This is a genomic window from Acidiferrimicrobium sp. IK (genome assembly GCF_025499425.1).
GTDB lineage: Bacteria > Actinomycetota > Acidimicrobiia > Acidimicrobiales > Palsa-688 > Acidiferrimicrobium.
Genome location: NZ_JAIMCB010000004.1, coordinates 18,781 through 35,102, shown reverse-complemented (window position 1 = coordinate 35,102; position 16,322 = coordinate 18,781). Strand labels below are relative to the sequence as shown.

The 16,322-nt window shown below is 70.9% G+C and carries 14 protein-coding genes; 9 read left to right on the top strand and 5 right to left on the bottom strand.

The window, feature by feature from the left end; genetic code table 11:
- The first annotated feature begins 214 nt into the window (after positions 1–214).
- From murJ to K6U06_RS07800, 6 genes are all read left to right on the top strand, one after another.
- Positions 215–1,768, top strand: a complete 1,554-nt coding sequence (murJ, locus tag K6U06_RS07825) for a murein biosynthesis integral membrane protein MurJ (RefSeq protein WP_410051005.1) — start codon at positions 215–217, stop codon at positions 1,766–1,768.
- Between the two features lie 44 nt (positions 1,769–1,812).
- Complete coding sequence (gene speB / locus K6U06_RS07820; RefSeq protein WP_262321361.1) at positions 1,813–2,832, top strand: agmatinase; 1,020 nt, start codon at positions 1,813–1,815, stop codon at positions 2,830–2,832.
- 215 nt (positions 2,833–3,047) lie between these two features.
- Positions 3,048–3,971, top strand: coding sequence for a hypothetical protein (locus K6U06_RS07815; protein WP_262321360.1), 924 nt, complete (start codon positions 3,048–3,050; stop codon positions 3,969–3,971).
- Between the two features lie 80 nt (positions 3,972–4,051).
- A complete protein-coding gene (locus tag K6U06_RS07810; RefSeq protein ID WP_262321359.1) occupies positions 4,052–5,149 on the top strand; it encodes an RNase H family protein in 1,098 nt (365 codons plus the stop codon).
- A 125-nt stretch (positions 5,150–5,274) separates the two neighbouring features.
- Positions 5,275–8,010, top strand: a complete 2,736-nt coding sequence (gene aceE, locus K6U06_RS07805) for a pyruvate dehydrogenase (acetyl-transferring), homodimeric type (RefSeq protein ID WP_262321358.1) — start codon at positions 5,275–5,277, stop codon at positions 8,008–8,010.
- A gap of 9 nt (positions 8,011–8,019) precedes the next feature.
- Positions 8,020–8,634, top strand: a complete 615-nt coding sequence (locus tag K6U06_RS07800) for an HhH-GPD-type base excision DNA repair protein (protein WP_262321357.1) — start codon at positions 8,020–8,022, stop codon at positions 8,632–8,634.
- Between the two features lie 191 nt (positions 8,635–8,825).
- Here the strand turns inward: K6U06_RS07800 and K6U06_RS07795 are convergent, their stop codons facing one another.
- Positions 8,826–9,617: an alpha/beta hydrolase family protein gene (locus tag K6U06_RS07795; protein WP_262321356.1), complete on the bottom strand. Its 792-nt coding sequence runs from the start codon at positions 9,615–9,617 to the stop codon at positions 8,826–8,828.
- Between the two features lie 118 nt (positions 9,618–9,735).
- Positions 9,736–9,942, bottom strand: a complete 207-nt coding sequence (locus K6U06_RS07790) for a hypothetical protein (RefSeq protein WP_262321355.1) — start codon at positions 9,940–9,942, stop codon at positions 9,736–9,738.
- A gap of 373 nt (positions 9,943–10,315) precedes the next feature.
- On the opposite strand from K6U06_RS07790, the gene K6U06_RS07785 reads away from it, so the two are divergent.
- Positions 10,316–10,834, top strand: a complete 519-nt coding sequence (locus K6U06_RS07785; RefSeq protein WP_262321354.1) for a gamma carbonic anhydrase family protein — start codon at positions 10,316–10,318, stop codon at positions 10,832–10,834.
- A 90-nt stretch (positions 10,835–10,924) separates the two neighbouring features.
- On the opposite strand, the gene K6U06_RS07780 is transcribed toward K6U06_RS07785, so the two are convergent.
- The gene (locus tag K6U06_RS07780) at positions 10,925–12,040 is read right to left on the bottom strand and encodes an acyl-CoA dehydrogenase family protein (protein ID WP_262321353.1); all 1,116 of its coding nucleotides are present in this window, start codon (positions 12,038–12,040) and stop codon (positions 10,925–10,927) included.
- Positions 12,041–12,110: 70 nt separating this feature from the next.
- Here K6U06_RS07780 and K6U06_RS07775 point away from each other — a divergent pair, with 70 nt between their 5' ends.
- Positions 12,111–12,713, top strand: coding sequence for an MBL fold metallo-hydrolase (locus tag K6U06_RS07775; RefSeq protein WP_262321352.1), 603 nt, complete (start codon positions 12,111–12,113; stop codon positions 12,711–12,713).
- 36 nt (positions 12,714–12,749) lie between these two features.
- Positions 12,750–13,070 carry a YbjQ family protein gene (locus K6U06_RS07770; RefSeq protein WP_262321351.1) on the top strand — a complete coding sequence of 107 codons (321 nt, stop codon included), beginning with the start codon at positions 12,750–12,752 and terminating at the stop codon, positions 13,068–13,070.
- Here the strand turns inward: K6U06_RS07770 and galE are convergent.
- Both galE and K6U06_RS07760 read right to left on the bottom strand, forming a co-directional pair.
- The gene (gene galE, locus K6U06_RS07765) at positions 13,067–14,092 is read right to left on the bottom strand and encodes a UDP-glucose 4-epimerase GalE (protein ID WP_262321350.1); all 1,026 of its coding nucleotides are present in this window, start codon (positions 14,090–14,092) and stop codon (positions 13,067–13,069) included. The two genes, K6U06_RS07770 and galE, sit on opposite strands and share 4 nt — an antisense overlap.
- Positions 14,093–14,108: 16 nt before the next feature.
- Entirely contained in the window at positions 14,109–16,244 is a 2,136-nt protein-coding gene (locus tag K6U06_RS07760; protein WP_262321349.1) for a glycogen debranching N-terminal domain-containing protein, read from the bottom strand.
- Between the last annotated feature and the right edge of the window lie 78 nt (positions 16,245–16,322).

Below are 16,322 nucleotides of genomic sequence, written 5' to 3'. Positions count from 1 at the left end.
GCCGCCGGCGCCCCCCAGGCGGTCCGCCGCGGCAGAACCGGCACCCCCCACGCCGGGACCCGCCAGTCCGGCACCCCCCAGGCCGACGCCTCGTCCGACGCCTCGTCCGACGCCTCAGCCGGCAGCACCGGCCGCTCGCCAGCCGGCAGCACCGGCCTCTCGCCAGCCGCAAAGCCGGGAACCGTCACGTTCCCTGGCGTCGAGCAGCGCGCTGATGGCCGGAGGCACGCTGCTGTCGCGCATCACCGGGTTCGCCCGCGTGCTGCTCGTCGCCACCGTCCTCGGCACCAGCGGCCTGGGTGACGCCTACAACCTGGCCAACTCGGTCCCCAACATCGTCTACGACCTGCTCCTCGGCGGCATCCTGTCCGCCACCCTGGTCCCGGTTTTCGTCGCGGAGCTCGGCCGGCGCGACACGCGCGAGGGTGCCCGGGCCCTGAGCGCCATAGTCACCGCCATCGGCGTGGCGTTGGTCGCGATCAGCGCCCTCCTGTACTTCCTGGCCCCGTGGATCCTGCGCTTCTACCTGCTGCTCAACCACCAGACCGGCAAGGCCGACGAGCAGGCGGTCGGCGCCAGCCTCCTGCGCCTGTTCGCCCCGCAGGTGCTCCTCCTCGGCGCGATCGTGGTGAGCACCGCGCTGCTCAACGCCCGCCGGCGCTTCGCCGCCGCGGCCTTCTCCCCCGTCGTCAACAACCTGATCGCCATCGCGGCCCTCATCGCCACTCGGGTCACCGCGACCGACCTGCGGGTGGGGCCGTTCCGCCACGAGCACGGACCGCTTCTCGTGCTGGGGCTCGGTACCACCCTCGGCTACCTGGTCCAGCTCCTCGTGCAATGGCCGGCCATGCGCCGCGCCGGCATCCGGCTCCGCCCGGTGTGGGATCCCCGTCACCCGGCCGTGCGCCGTGTCGCCGGGCTGTCGGCGTGGCTGATCGGCACGGTCATCGCCAACCAGATCGCGTTCAACATCATCCTGGTGTACGCCGCCAAGCAGCCCGGCGACGTCACCGTCTACACGACCGCCTACCAGTTCTTCCAACTGCCCTACGCCCTCTTCACGGTCTCGGTCGCCTCGACGCTCACCCCCGACCTGGCCGAGCGCTGGACCAGACGCGACCAGTTGGGGTTCCAGCGCCGGATCATCCGCGGCCTGCGCGTCACCCTCGGGATCCTCGTACCCGCGGCCGCCGGCTACACGATCATCGCCGGGCCCCTCATCGACCTCGGGGTACTCTACGGGCACGTAACCGCGGCCAAAGCCCACGAGATCGGCTCCAGCCTGGCTCTCTTCGCCATTGGGCTGCCCGGGTTCTCGGCGTTCGCGCTGCTCATGCGGGCCTACCAGGCGATGCAAGACGCCAGGGCGATGTTCTCGATGTACGTCGTCGAGAACGCGCTGACCCTGGTGGCCGCCGTCGCGCTGTACCCGTCGATGGGGGTCAAAGGTCTGGCGCTCGCGTTCATCGCCCCGTACACCGTCGTGGCGATCGTCGCTGCCAGCCACCTCCGCCGGCGCATCGGCAGCTTGGGAGGCTCGCTCACCGTCCGGGCGCTCGGGCGCATCGTGCTCGCCGGCGCCGCGATGGTCGGCGCGCTGCTCGGCGTGGGGACCGTGCTGCCGACCGGCGGAGCCCACTCGGCGCTCGCCATCCGCCTCATCGCTGACCTGGTCGTCGGCACGGCGGTCTACGTGGGAGCCGCCCGGGTGCTCGGCATCGAGGAGATCGAACCGGTCCTCGGCCTGCTGCGCCGCCGGGGTCGCTGAACACCACAACCCGGCTGGGGCCAGGGGACTGCGATGATTGCCGGATGAGGACAGGCAACATGTACGGGCCCGACGCCACCTTCCTCGGCATCCCCGCAGCCGACCCCGACGAGCCGGCCTCCTTTTCCCGATCTGTTGCAGTAATCCTGGGCGCCCCCTTCGACGGCGGCACGTCGCACCGTCCCGGTTGCCGCTTCGGGCCGCAGGCGATCCGGCTGACCGACTACCTGCCCCACGACGGCAGCCGCCCGCACCTGGCGCTCGACGTCGACCCTCTCCTGGAGCTGGCCGTCACCGACCTCGGCGACATCGAGATGCCCTCAGGCGAGATCGAGCGGTCCCTGTCGCTGCTCGAGGCGGCCGTCACCCGCATAGCCGCGACCGGCACGATCCCCGTCGTGCTCGGCGGCGACCACAGCATCACCTGGCCCGACGCGACCGGCGTCGCCCACCAGGTCGGCTGGGGACGGCTCTCGCTCATCCACTTCGACGCTCACGCCGACACCGGCGACGTCCAGTTCGGCTCCCTCTACGGTCACGGCACGCCGATGCGGCGCCTCATCGACTCGGGCGCGGTGCGCGGCGACCGGTTCTTGCAGATCGGGTTGCGGGGATACTGGCCGGAGCCCGAGACCCTGGCGTGGATGGCCGAACAGGGCATGCGCAGCTTCGAGATGACCGAGGTGGTCGACCGTGGGCTTCCGTCGGTACTCGACGAGGCATTCGAGATCGCGCTCGACGACTGCGACGCGGTGTTCCTGTCGGTCGACGTCGACGTCGTCGACCCCGGCGCCGCGCCCGGCACCGGGACGCCCGAGCCGGGCGGGCTGAGCGGCCGCCAGCTGCTCGACGCGGTCCGGCGGATCTGCATGGAGCTGCCCGTAGCCGGCATGGACGTAGTCGAGGTCTCGCCCCCCTACGACCACGCCGAGGTCACCGCCTACCTGGCCAACCGGGTCGTGCTCGAAGCGCTGTCGGGAATGGCATGGCGGGCCCGCTCTCAACGGGGGGAGACGGTCCGCCAGCCCGGAGACCCCCTGCTGCGGGGCCGGCGGACGGTCTGAGGGCCGGCGGGCGGGAGCCGGGCCGGAGCCGAGCCGGCGGGCGGGCCGGGAGCCGGGCCGGCGGCTCAGCGGGCGGCGCCGGCGGGTCGGCGGCCGACGGCGGACCTGCTCGCTCAAAGCGCGCCTGGCGCGGTTTTGTACTGATAGACACCCAAACCGCGCCACGACGGGGTTGGAGGACCCTTCTTCCAACGTTTTTCATATATTTTGAGCCCATGACTGCCATCCCCGGCGAGTTGCGGGCGCTCGCCGAACGGCAGTACGGGCTGGCCAGCGTCAGCCAGGCACTCGGGTGGCTCGACCGCGCCGCTATACGCCAGCTGCGAGCGCAGGGCGTCGTCAGCGCCTACCGGCGCAACGTCATCCGCTTCGCCGGCAGTTCCAGCTCATGGCGCCAGCAAGCGATGGGCGCCTGCCTGGCGTACGGGCCGCCGGTTGCGGTCTCCCATCTGGCGGCCGCGCGCCTGTTCGGGTGGGACGTCGCCGGCCGGCCGCCGGTCAGCGTCGTCCTCCCCCACCAGCGAAGCGGCCGGCGGGGGGATCTACACGCCATCCGCGCTGCCCTACCCCACGGTGATGTGGTCGAACGCTTCGTCATACCGGTGACCAGCCCGGTTCGCACGCTCGTTGATCTGGCGGTGCGCCTGCCCACCCGAAGCCTTGAAGACCTCTACGACCATCTGATGCGCACGGCGGGGTTGCAGGCCGCGGACGTGGCGGCTCGCCTTCCGGGGCGGGCGCGCCTGGATGGCCATTCCCTATACCCCCTCTGGCGGATGACCGAGCTGCGCCTCGAGCGTCAGGCCGGCGGTGAGAGCGTCTGGGAGGACCGCGTGGCCGGTTGGCTGACCGATGCCGGGCTGCCGGCGCCGGCCCGCCAGCACCGGGTGGTCCTTCGTGGCGCCGTCTACCGGCTCGACCTGGCGTACCCAGACCAGAAGGTGGGCGTCGAGTTCGACGGTTGGGAGTGGCACCGGAGCCGGAAGCGTTTCGACGACGACCGGGCCCGCCTGGCCGAGCTCACCCTCGCCGGTTGGCTCGTCGTGCAGGTGACCTCGGCCCATGACCGGGCGGAGACGGTAGGGCGGGTGGAGCGCGCCCTGCGCCAGCGGGGAGGACCCACCCCCCGCAGCGGTTGAGCCGGCGACCCGGAGCCGACGGACCCGGACATCGTCCGACGTCATGGCCCGGCGGCCGCTCGCTCGGCCATGCTGGGGCGATGACCAGGCAGCCCACGACCGTGTACACCGACGGCGCCTGCTCGGGGAACCCGGGCCCCGGTGGGTGGGCGTGGGCCGTGCCCGGCGGCGCCTGGGCCAACGGGGCCGCGGCGCACACCACCAACCAGCGCATGGAGGTCCAGGCGGTGCTCGAGGCGGTCACCACGCTGGACGGGCCGGTGGACGTCGTGTCGGACTCCACTTACGTGGTCAACTGCTTTCGCGACCGGTGGTGGGAAGGGTGGCTGCGAAGAGGGTGGACCAACTCCCAGAAGAAGCCGGTCGCCAATCGGGACCTGTGGGAACCGCTGATCGACGCGTACCGGGCCGACCCCCAACGGCTGCAGTTCCGCTGGGTGAAAGGCCACTCCGGCGACCCGATGAACGATGTCGTCGACCGCCTGGCCGTCGCCGCCGCAACCGCGCAGGTCGGCGGTCGCGGCGACACCCCGCCGACCGTGCTCGGACCCGCGGACTTCCCTGTCAGGCGCCAGCCAGCCGCCAGGCTGAGCCAGCCAGCCGCCGCCGGCAGCCCAGCTGCCGGTGCCGCGGCCGGGCCGAGCCAGCCCGCCGCGACCGAACCGCCGGCTGGTCACCGGATCGTCGTCACCGGGCTCAAACCGCCGGCCCTCGGCGGCTACGACGACCCGCCGGCGGCGAAGGTGGCGCGGGCCCGGCTCGCGGAGATCGTGGCGGCCAAGGCCGAGTTGCACCCGGACCTGGTGGTGATGACCGGCATGGGGCTGGGGGCCGAGCAGCTAGGGGCCGAGGCCGCCGCGGACGCAGGCGTCCCGTTCATCGCCGTGCTGCCATTCCCAGAACAGCAACGGATGTGGTCGGGGGAGGTCCAGCGGCGCTTCGCAAGCCTCCTCGAGCGGGCTGCCGGCGTCACCGTGCTCGAAGGCCGAGCGCCCGAGAACCGCCAGCGGGCGGGCGGCGCGCTGGCGCGACGGGACGCTTGGTTGGCGCGCCACGCCGACGAGGCGATCGTCGTGTGGGACGGGACCGACGCCGCGGTCGGGCGGGCGCTGCGCTCTCTCCAGGACCACCTGGGAGAGGAGAACGTCTGGGTCCTCGAGGTCCGGCCACAAGACTGACCGGGGAGCGGGCCTCGGTCAAAAGAGGCGAACCCCCTGGGCCTGGGAAGCTCACAATCCGGACAGACCGGGCCTGGAGAGAGCTACTTGCCGGTAACAAGTTTGAGCGGCGCGACGATGGTGGGGTGATCTTCGACGGCTTCTCCCACCAGCTCCCGGACATCGACCCCCAGGAGACGGCGGAGTGGTTGGACTCGTTCGATGCGGTGCTCGACGAGCACGGCAAGGTCCGAGCCCGGTACCTGCTCATGAAGCTCCTGGAGCGGGCGACCGCCAGCCAGGTGGGCTTCCCCGCCACCGTGTCGACGCCCTACGCCAACACCATCCCATCGGACCAGGAACCGTGGTTCCCCGGCGACGAGGACATCGAGCGGCGCATCCGGGCCTTCATCCGCTGGAATGCCGCGATCATGGTGGTGCGGGCCAACCACCGGGCTGAGGGGATCGGCGGTCACCTGGCGACCTACGCGTCGTCCGCGAGCCTCTACGAGGTCGGCTTCAACCACTTCTTCCGGGGCAAGGCCGACGGGCAGGCCGGAGACCAGGTCTTCTTCCAGGGTCACGCCGCCCCCGGGATCTACGCCCGAGCCTTCCTCGAGGGCCGGCTCACGACCGAGCAGCTGGACTTCTTCCGCCAGGAGCTCGGCGGCCGGGCCGTGAGCGGGGACGGGACGCCCGGACCCGGAGGGCTGTCGAGCTACCCGCATCCCCGGCTCATGCCGGAATTCTGGGAGTTCCCGACGGTGTCGATGGGTCTCGGGCCGCTCAACGGCATCTACCAGGCCCGGTTCAACCGTTACCTGCACAACCGGCGCATCGCCGACACCTCGAGGAGCCGGGTGTGGTGCTTCCTCGGTGACGGCGAGTGCGACGAGCCCGAGACCCTCGGGGCCCTGTCCATCGCCGCGCGCGAGCAGCTGGACAACCTGATCTTCATCGTCAACTGCAACCTGCAACGTCTCGACGGGCCGGTGCGCGGCAACGGAAAGGTCATCCAAGAGCTGGAGGCGGTCTTCCGGGGCGCCGGGTGGAACGTCATCAAGGTCATCTGGGGCTCCAAGTGGGACGAGCTTTTGGCCCGCGACGTGGACGGTGTGCTGCTCAACAAGATGAACACCACCGTCGACGGCGAGTTCCAGAAGCTGGCCACCGAGGACGGCGCCTACATCCGCGAGCACTTCTTCGGTCCCGACCCTCGCCTGCGGCGGCTGGTCGAGCACCTGAGCGACGACGAGCTGCGCAACCTTCCTCGAGGCGGCCACGACTACCGCAAGCTCTACGCCGCCTACAAGGCCGCCACCGAGACGACCGGGCAGCCGACCGCCATCCTGGCCAAGACCATCAAGGGGTGGACGCTCGGACCGGAGATCGAGGCTCGCAACTCCACCCACCAGATCAAGAAGATGAACCCGACGCAGCTGCGGTTGCTGCGCGACCGGTTGCACCTCAACGACGAGATCCCCGACTCGGTGCTGGAAGCCGGGGAGCCGCCGTTCTTCTGCCCGGCCGAGGACTCCATCGAATACCAGTACATGATCGAGCGGCGGGCGGCTCGGGGCGGCAGCCTCCCACAGAGGGTCGTGCGGGCCAAGCCGCTCGCCGCCCCCGACGACAAGGTGTTCGCCGAGTTCGACAGCGGCTCGGGCACCCGCCACGTGTCGACGACCATGGCCTTCGCGGTTCTCATGCGCGGTCTGCTTCGGGACAAGGCGATCGGCCAGCGGGTGGTCCCGATCATCCCCGACGAAGCCCGCACCTTCGGCATGGACGGCCTGTTCAAAGAGGTCAAGATCTACGCCCCGCTCGGCCAGCTCTACGACCCGGTCGACTCGAAGCTGATGCTGTCGTACGCGGAGGCCAAGGACGGGCAGATCCTGGAGGAGGGCATCTCCGAAGCGGGGGCCATGGCCGACTTCACCGCGGCCGCCACGGCGTACGCCACGTGGGGCCAGCCGATGATCCCCTTCTTCATCTTCTACTCCATGTTCGGTTTCCAGCGCGTCGGTGACCTCATCTGGGCGTGCGGGGACATGCGGGGCCGGGGGTTCCTCCTCGGGGGCACCGCGGGGCGCACGACGCTGCTGGGCGAGGGCCTCCAGCACGATGACGGCCATTCGCTGGTGCTGGCCTCGACCGTGCCCAACCTCCAGGCATACGACCCGGCGTTCGCGTACGAGACGGCGACCATCGTCAAAGACGGCATCCGGCGTATGTACGGTCCCGAGCCGGAGGACGTCTTCTACTACTTGACGCTCTACAACGAGAACTACGCCATGCCGGCCAAGCCGGGCGACGACCACGCGGCCATCGACGAGGGCATCCTGCGCGGCGCCTACCGGTTCGCACCGGCTCCGGAGGGGCCCAGGCGCCGAGCGACGATCCTGTTCTCCGGCAGCGCCTCGCAAGCGGCGCTGGCCGCCCAGCAGATGCTGGCCGCCGACCACGACGTGGCCGCCGAGCTGTGGTCGGTGACCAGCTACAAAGCGCTGCGCGAGGACGCCCTGGCGGTCGAACGCTGGAACCGTCTCCACCCCAGCCTGCAGGCGCGCACGCCCTACGTCACCGAGGCTCTCAGCGACACTCAGGGCCCTGTGGTCGCGGTCACCGACTTCATGAAGTCGGTGCCGGACCAGATCGCCCGGTGGGTCCCGGCCCACTTCACGCCGCTCGGCACCGACGGCTACGGCATGTCAGACACCCGGGAGGCGCTGCGTCGTCACTTCGAGACCGACGCCGCCCACGTGGTGGTCGCGGTGATCGACGGCCTCCGGGCCGCCGGTGACAGCAAGCCCGAAGAGGTAGAAGACGCCATCCGCCGCTACGGCATCGACCCGGAATCACCGGATCCGGCGAAGGTCTGACCCCGGCTCATGCCCGCCGTCACGCTCCGCCTCTCGGGTGACCCAGACGCCGACGCGCTGCTGTCCGAGGACCCTCTGGCCCTGCTGATCGGCATGGTCCTCGATCAGCAGATCCCCCTCGAGAAGGCTTTCTCGTCGCCGCGCGACCTGAAGGACCGTCTGGGCGGCACCCTCGACGCGGCCGCCATCGCCGACATGGACCCCGACGCCCTGACCGCGGTCTTCTGCGAGCGGCCTGCCCTGCACCGCTTCCCGGCGGCCAACGCCAAACGGGTGCAGGAGCTGTGCCGGATCGTCGCGGCCGACTACGGCGGCGACGCGGCGAACGTGTGGGCGACGGCGTCGAGCGGTGACGAGCTCTACGCCCGCATCAAGGCCCTTCCCGGGTTCGGCGAGCAGAAGGCCCGTATCTTCGTCGGCCTGCTCGGCAAACAGCTGGGTGTCCGGCCGCCCGGTTGGCAGGGCGCAGCCGGCAAGTTCGGTCAGCCCGGCACCTACCTGTCGGTGGCAGACATCACAAGCGCCGAGTCGCTGGGCCGGGTGCGGGCCTACAAGCAACAGACGAAGGCCGCGGCCAAGGCGGCCGCGGCCGGCGCTAGCGCGCCCTCAGCAGCCCGGCGCTAGCGCGCCCTCAGCAGCCCGGCGCTAGCGCGCCCTCAGCAGCCCGGCGCGAGCGCGCCCTCAGCAGCCCGGCGCGAGCGCGCCCTCAGCAGCCCGGCGCGAGCGCAAGCTCAGCAGACCGGCGCGAGCGCAAGCTCAGCGGCCAAGACCAGCGCGCCGGGCCGGGGAACCGGCCTCCCCCGGGCGGATCGCGTTCAGGACTGGCGGTCGAGCCAACCGATCAGCAGCGCTATGGCCCTGGGGTCGTGGCGCAGCCGGTGCCCGGCCCCGTGAAGGACCCGCAACTCGACCTCCCCGTCCGCGGCGTCGGCCAACGCCCGGGCGTCGAGGAGGGGCACCACCTCGTCGTTCGCGCCGTGCACGAGGAGGATGGGCCGAGGCGGGATCTTGCCGATGAGCCCGAGAGGGCGGACCTCGCGCAGCTCCCGGGCCCACGCGTCGAGGTCCGCGGGGAAGTTCCGGTCCCGGATCACCCCGACGGCTCGGGCTTGGGCGACGAACCTGCGGGCGTCCACGGCGCGGTCGCCGAAGTCGGCGGGGGCGGACAGGGCGGCGACGCCGCGCACCTTCTCGTTCTCGCCGGCCGCGCAGATGGCCAGCGCCCCGCCGGCAGCGAAGCCGCACAACCACACCCCGTCCACCTCGCCGGTGGCCAGCAGAGTGGCGGTGGCCGCCTCCAGGTCGGCCAGCCAACCGCCCAGGGAGAAGTTGCCCTGCGAGCCGCCGGTCCCCCGGAAGCTGAACGTCAAGACGACCCATCCGGCGTCGGCGGCGAGTCGGTCGGCGAGCTGGTCGTACCCGCGGCCTGCCCCCTGGGTGGGGGACGGCACGACGGGGAACCCGTGGCAGAGGACCAGGCCGTGACGCTTGCCCGCCGCGGAGGACGGAGCGGGCCGGGCCAGGTGGGCGGCCAGCTCCAGACCCTGCGACTGGATGGTCAGCGGGGTGCCCGCGTTCGGCGACGGCGGCTCGGTCGCTACGGGCATAGCGCACTCATCACGGGCATAGCGCGCTCATCTGCCGGCGACCGGACGACCGCGACCCAACCGGCGCGGTGTGCAGGGCGGGACGTGACGGGGCGATGGGGGGCCTCAACCGCTTTGCTCAGGCATCGGCAGCGACACAACCGTGGGGTCGGTACCCCCGGTTGCGAGCCTCGGCGAGGAGGTCGGGACCGAAGGTGGCGAACTGCTCGGAGGCGAGCAGGTCGTCGATCGCGCACGCCTCCGAGGTGTGGTCCAGGTCGTGGACTCGCTGGGTGCGCTTGTCTCCCAGCCAACGGTTGTTCTCGAAGAGGGTCGGACGGGTCATCACCACAAATCTTCCACACCCTACGGTCGGCGTCGTGGCAACCGACTCGAGCGAACGAACCGGCGAGCCGCGGCGCGACGCGAGCGGAGGGGCCGCCGAGGCGGCCCCTCCGTCACATCACTGGATTGGCGAGGAGCGCCGTTTGGTGTGCCGGGTGGGACCATCTCCCGGCCTTCGCTCCCCTGGTAACTGGCGTGGATTCACCAGGTGGTCCAGCGACCGCGCTAGCGGCCAGCCACCTCCGAGGTCCCAGAAAGCTTGTCACTACTCAGCTGGACCACCTCCTTTCTTCGGTGGTCGCGATGGTAGCGAGGCGCAGGACCAAACTGCACGTGTTTTTCGAGTCGGGCCGATGAACGCATAGCGTCGCTCCATGGCCATCTACGCGCTCGGCGACCGCACCCCGACCATCCACCCCGACGCCTACGTGCATCCCGACGCGGTGGTCATCGGGTCGGTCGTGATCGGTGCCCGGAGCAGCGTGTGGCCCTCGGCCGTCGTTCGAGGTGACTACGGCACGATCACCATCGGCGAGGCGACGTCGGTCCAGGACGGGGCGGTCATCCACGCCACCGCCGAGCTGGCGACGGAGATCGGTTCGTGGGTGGTGATCGGCCACCTGGCGCACATCGAGGGTGCGGTCGTCGAGGACCGGTCCCTCATCGGGGTCGGAAGCGCGGTGCTGCACCGGGCTCGCATCGGTGAGGGCGCGACGGTCGGCGCCGGCGCGGTGGTCACCAACGACATGAACGTGCCGCCGCGGGCGCTGGCCGTCGGTGTGCCCGCCACGATCAAGCCGGATCGCTCGCACGCCGAGGTGATCGTGGCGTCCGCGCAGGTGTACGTGGACAACACCGCCCGCTACGCGAAGCAGCTCCGCCGCCTCGACTAGGAGGCGGCGGAGCTGCGTGCGACAGCAGGGCGGGGCTGAGCAGGAAGGTCGGGGAAAGGAAGCTGGACGCTCCCCCACCCGATCTCCGAATCAGATGCCGATGCGCTGGGCGAGTAGCTCGCGGTGGTAGGTGGGGTCACCGAAGAGCAGCTCGCTGCTCTTCGCCCGCTTGAAGTACAGGTGGGCCGGATGCTCCCAGGTGAACCCGATGCCGCCGTGGATCTGGATGTTCTCGGCGGTGGCGTGGAAGTACGCCTCGGAGCAGTACGACTTGGCCAGGCTGGCCACCACCGGCAGCTCGTCGTTGTCCTCGGCCGCCGCCCACCCGGCGTAGTACGCCGCGGACTTGGCCGACTCGACTTCGAGGAGCATGTCGGCGCACTTGTGCTTGATGGCCTGGAAGGAACCGATCGGACGGCCGAACTGCACCCGGACCTTGGCGTACTCGACGGCCATGTCGAGCACCTTCTGGGCCCCGCCGACCTGCTCTGCGGCCAGGGCCACCGCGGCCAGGTCCAGCATCTTGGAGATCGCCGCCCAGCCGGCGCCGTCGGTCCCGACGAGCCGGCCCGGGGTGGAGTCGAAGGTCAGCTTGGCCTGCTTGCGGGTCTGGTCCATCGTCGAAAGCGGCGTGGCGGTGAACCCGCTGGCGCCCTTGTCGACGGCGAACACCGACACGCCGGCCGCGGTGCGGGCCGCGACGAGGACCACGTCGGCGGTGTGGCCGTCGAGCACGTAGAGCTTCTCGCCGGTCAGCGTCCACTCCGAGCCGGATCCGGTCGCTTGGAGGGTGACGCCCTCCTCGTCCCAGCGGCCCGACGCCTCCGCTAGCGCCACGGTGGCGATCGTGGTGCCCGCCGCGATCCCGGGCAGCAGATCCTTCTTGGCGGCGTCATCCCCCGACGCCAGGAGCAGGTTGGCGGCCAGGGCCACGCTGGCGAAGTAAGGGGCGCACAGCAGCGCCCGGCCCATCTCCTCGAGCACGACGATCAGCTCCACGTAGGAGTACCCCGACCCGCCGTACTCCTCGGGGATGGCCAGCCCCTGCAGACCGAGCTGCTCGCCCATCTGCTTCCACACCGCCGGGTCGTATCCCTCGGTGGTCTCCATCAGCCGCCGGACCTCGGTCTCGGGCGACTTGTCCTCGAGGAAGCGGCGAACCGCCTTGCGCAGTTCTTCCTGCTCGTCACTGAAAGCGAAGTTCACGGTCTGGGTTCCCCTCGGAAAGCGTGTGGCCAGAATTCGACACAGTGTTTCTAGTACGTAGGCTCGACGCGTGCACTACGAGGACTCCACCGCCGAGATCCACAAGCTGGTCGTCGGACCCTTCGACAACAACGTGTTCGTCCTGCGCTGCAAGCAGACCGGGGAGGCCGTCCTGCTCGACGCGGCCAACGAGCACGACAAGCTGCTCGAGCTTTGCCGCTCCCTCGGCGTGCGCAAGGTGCTCGAAACCCACGGCCACTGGGACCACATCCAAGCCGTCCCCCAGATCCGCGACGCCGGCTACGAGGTGGGTGTCACCGCCGCCGACGCCGCCATGCTCCCCGCCTACGACTTCGTGCTCGAGGACGAGTCGGTCATCCAGGTCGGCCGCTTGAGGCTGCGGACCATCGTCACCCCGGGCCACACCCCCGGGTCGATCTGCTTCAAGTTGGAAGGGGCGCCGGTGCTCTTCAGCGGCGACACCCTCTTCCCGGGCGGCCCGGGGAACACCAAGTCCGACCTCGGCGACTTCCCGGCGATCATCCGCTCGATCGAGGACCGCCTGTTCGCTCCGCTCGACGGCGACACCGTCGTCATGCCCGGCCACGGGCTGGACACCACCATCGGCGCCGAGCGCCCCCACCTCCAGGAGTGGGTCGACCGGGGCTGGTAGCCGCGCTGACCCTCCGCCCGGACCTACGGTCCGGGCATGCTGATCTCGACGATGAACGACCTGCCCGGCTACGAAGTGACCGAGGTGCTCGGGGAGGTGTTCGGCCTCACCGTGCGCAGCCGCAACGTCGGTTCGCAGCTCGGAGCGTCGTTCAAGTCCCTGGCCGGAGGGGAGCTGAAGGGGATGACGAAGAACCTCATCGCCAGCCGCCAGGAAGTGACGCAGCGGATGGTCGACGAGGCGCTGGCCAAAGGCGCCGACGCCATCTTGGCCATGCGCTTCGACACGTCGGAGATGGGCGGCAACTGGACCGAGATCTGCGCCTACGGCACCGCGGTCCGGGTCCGGCGCCTCTAGCGGTACCCGTTGGGGTTGGACCGCTGCCAGCGCCAAGTGTCGGCGCAGGCGTCGGCCAGGCTGCGTTGCGCCTTCCAGCCGAGGACCTCGGTGGCCACCGACACGTCCGCGTAGCAGGCGGCGACGTCGCCGGGCCGGCGAGGAGCGATCCGGTACGGGACCGGGACGCCGGCGACCTCGGAGAAGGTCCGGATCACCTCGAGCACCGAGGCGCCGGTGCCGGTGCCCAGGTTGACGACCAGGGGGGTGCCCGGCGCCGGCGGGCGGTCCAGCGCGGCGACATGACCGAGGGCCAAGTCGACGACGTGGATGTAGTCGCGCACCCCCGTGCCGTCGGGGGTGTCGTAGTCGTCACCGAAGATCGCCACCTCCCGCCGGCGGCCCACCGCCACCTGGGCGACGAAGGGCAGGAGGTTGTTCGGTGTGCCGGTGGGGTCTTCGCCGATCCGTCCGGAGGGGTGGGCGCCGACCGGGTTGAAGTAGCGCAGGAGCGACACCTGCCACCCGGTCCCGGACGCGGCGACGTCGCGGAGGAGGCCCTCGATGACCGCCTTGGTCCGGCCGTACGGGTTGGCCGGCTGCACGACGGCGTCCTCGGGGATCGGAACGCAGACCGGATCTCCATACACCGTCGCGGAGGAGCTGAACACGATGCGCCGGACCCCGGCGTCGTGCATTGCGGCGAGAAGGACGACGGCCGAGCCGACGTTCACGTCGTAGTAGCGGACCGGTTCGACCACCGACTCGCCGACGGCCTTGAGCCCCGCAAAGTGGATCACCGCCTCCACCGGGTGCCCGCTGGAAGCCGCCCGGGCGAACATCTCGTCGAGGCCCCGGCGGTCGCGCACGTCGAGGCGGTGGAAGGCGACTGGCTGGCCGGTCAGCTCCCCCACCCGCCGCAGGGACTCCTCCGACGAGTTGGACAGGTCATCGACGACGGTGACCCGGTGGCCGGCGCCGATCAAGGTCACCACGGTGTGGGAGCCGATGTAGCCGGCCCCGCCGGTGACGAGCACGTGCATCCCAGCAGTGTGGCCGTTACGAGCCGGTGAGCGGGTGGCGGGGGGCGTCGACCAGCTCCAGGTCGGCCGGCAGCCCCTCGACCTCCACGTGGTCGCCTTCCACGGTGACCGACACCCGAGCGCCGGCCAGCGGGATGCGCCCGACGTGGAGCCGGCCGATCTGTTCGGGCAGCGCCGGGTGCAGCCACACCTTCCCTCGCGGCACCCACGGGTCGAGACGCAGCAGTGTGCGCAGCATGAGCAACGGCGACGCGGCCGCCCACGCCTGCGGGGAGCACGACGTCGGGTAGGGCACCACGATCGGCAGCTCCAGGCGGTCGAGCCCGCTGAACAGCTCCGGGAGGCGCCCCTGCTGGGCCACGGCCGCGTCGAGCATGGCCATGATGATCCGCTGCGCCTCCCTGACGTGGCCGTAGCGCATGAGTCCGGCGGCGATGATGGCGTTGTCGTGAGGCCACACCGACCCGCAGTGGTAGCTGATCGGGTTGTAGCCGGTCATCGACGCGGCGAGGGTCCGGACCCCCCACCCCGAGAACATGTCGGGCGACAGGAGCCGCCGGGCGACGGCGTCGGCTTTGTCCGCGTCGAGGATCCCGGTCCACAGGCAGTGGCCCATGTTGGAGGTCATGGCATCGACGGGTCGCTTGTCCCGGTCGAGGCCCATCGCCAGCCACCCCTTGTCCTCCAGCCAGAAGTCACGGTTGAAGGCCGCCTTCAGCGACGCGGCCTTGCCCCGCAGGCGCGACGAGAGAGCCGCGTCACCCTGCTCGGCGGCGAAGAACGCCCGGGCCAGGTACGCGCCGTACACGTAACCCTGCACCTCGGCCAGGGCGATCGGCGTCTCCGCGACGGTCCCGTCGGCGAAGCGGACGCCGTCGGCGGAGTCCTTCCAACCCTGGTTTCGCAGCCCTCGGTCGGAGGTCCGCTGGTACTCGACGTAGCCGTCCCCGTCGCGGTCGCCGTGCTGCTCGATCCACTCGATCGCCCGGTCGGCGTGGGGCAGCAGCTCGTCGACGGCCTCCCGGGCCAGGCCCCACCGGCGCAACTCCCCGAGGAGCATGACGAACAGCGGGGTGGCGTCGGCGGTGCCGTAGTAGATGGTGCCGCCGCCGAGGGACAGGGAGGAGGCCTCCCCGAAGCGCATCTCGTGGAGGATCCGGCCGGGCTCCTCCTCGTTGTGCGGGTTGAGGTCCCGCCCCTGGAACCGGGCCAGGGTCTGCAGCGTCCCGAGGGCCAGTTCGGGGTCGACCAGGAGGGCCATCCACGCCGTGAGCAGCGAGTCGCGCCCGAAGAGGGTCATGAACCACGGGGCGCCGGCAGCCACCACCGTGCGCTCCGGGTAGTCCGGATCGAAGATCCGGAGGGCGCCCAGGTCCTCGGCGCTTTTGGCCACCACGGCCCGGAGTCCCTCGTTGTCGGTGTCGACGACCGGCACGCTGCGACGCCACTGGGCCATCCGTTCGGCCGGCTTGGCCCGGCCGATGGGCTGGCCGCACACCCACCGGGGCTCGACCTCCTCGTCGTCGATGGCGCACACGAACTGCTGGCAGAGGGTCCAGTCGGCCTTGGAAGGGATGATCACCTCCCAGCGCAGCTCGTCGCCGTCGAACTTCGCCGGGCGCGACACCGACACCCGCATCGACCTGGTGTGGCTGCCGTGGCGGTGGCGGAACACCAGCGACTGGTCCTCCTGGGCCCCGGGCCGCCCCGCCCCGGCGACCACGCGGGCCTCTTTCACCTCGAAGAGGTCGGCGAAGTCCGCCCCGTAGGCGATCCGCACCGAGCAGTACGCGGGCTCCTCGCTGAAGTTGCGGACGAGGAGGTCCTCCCGTACGCCGCGCCCGACGTAGCGGTGGCGGACCACCATGAGGTTGGAATCGGCCCGCCCCGGCCGGGGCCGGGTCCGGGCAACGAAGGTGGCGGCGTAAGGCTCCGGGGAGTCGGTGGCCAGGGCCTCCGGCCGCTCGCCGTTGACCTCGAGGGTCCAGCGGGACAGGAAGCGGCTGTCGCGGAAGAAGAAACCTTCAGGCGACTCGGGGGTCAGGTCGCCGTTTTGGGCGCAGATGAGAAACGCCGACCCCTCGACCAGGGTGACCCGCTCGGTCGCGGCGCCGACCGGGGCGCTCTCCTGCGAACTCCACGGGTCCGCCATCAATCGGACACTAATAGCCCGGCGGGCCGCCGTTGGACGCCCACCTTTTCCCCTACGGCCGTAGTGGTAATACACTGT

What these genes read in the sequence shown, in the direction of transcription:
- murJ (WP_410051005.1), top strand. Translation starts at nt 215, where the DNA reads ATGGCCGGAGGCACGCTGCTGTCGCGCATCACCGGGTTCGCCCGCGTG.
- speB (WP_262321361.1), top strand. Translation starts at nt 1,813, where the DNA reads ATGAGGACAGGCAACATGTACGGGCCCGACGCCACCTTCCTCGGCATC.
- K6U06_RS07815 (WP_262321360.1), top strand. Translation starts at nt 3,048, where the DNA reads ATGACTGCCATCCCCGGCGAGTTGCGGGCGCTCGCCGAACGGCAGTAC.
- K6U06_RS07810 (WP_262321359.1), top strand. Translation starts at nt 4,052, where the DNA reads ATGACCAGGCAGCCCACGACCGTGTACACCGACGGCGCCTGCTCGGGG.
- K6U06_RS07800 (WP_262321357.1), top strand. Translation starts at nt 8,020, where the DNA reads ATGCCCGCCGTCACGCTCCGCCTCTCGGGTGACCCAGACGCCGACGCG.
- K6U06_RS07795 (WP_262321356.1), bottom strand. Translation starts at nt 9,617, where the DNA reads ATGCCCGTAGCGACCGAGCCGCCGTCGCCGAACGCGGGCACCCCGCTG.
- K6U06_RS07790 (WP_262321355.1), bottom strand. Translation starts at nt 9,942, where the DNA reads ATGACCCGTCCGACCCTCTTCGAGAACAACCGTTGGCTGGGAGACAAG.
- K6U06_RS07785 (WP_262321354.1), top strand. Translation starts at nt 10,316, where the DNA reads ATGGCCATCTACGCGCTCGGCGACCGCACCCCGACCATCCACCCCGAC.
- K6U06_RS07770 (WP_262321351.1), top strand. Translation starts at nt 12,750, where the DNA reads ATGCTGATCTCGACGATGAACGACCTGCCCGGCTACGAAGTGACCGAG.
- galE (WP_262321350.1), bottom strand. Translation starts at nt 14,092, where the DNA reads ATGCACGTGCTCGTCACCGGCGGGGCCGGCTACATCGGCTCCCACACC.
- K6U06_RS07760 (WP_262321349.1), bottom strand. Translation starts at nt 16,244, where the DNA reads ATGGCGGACCCGTGGAGTTCGCAGGAGAGCGCCCCGGTCGGCGCCGCG.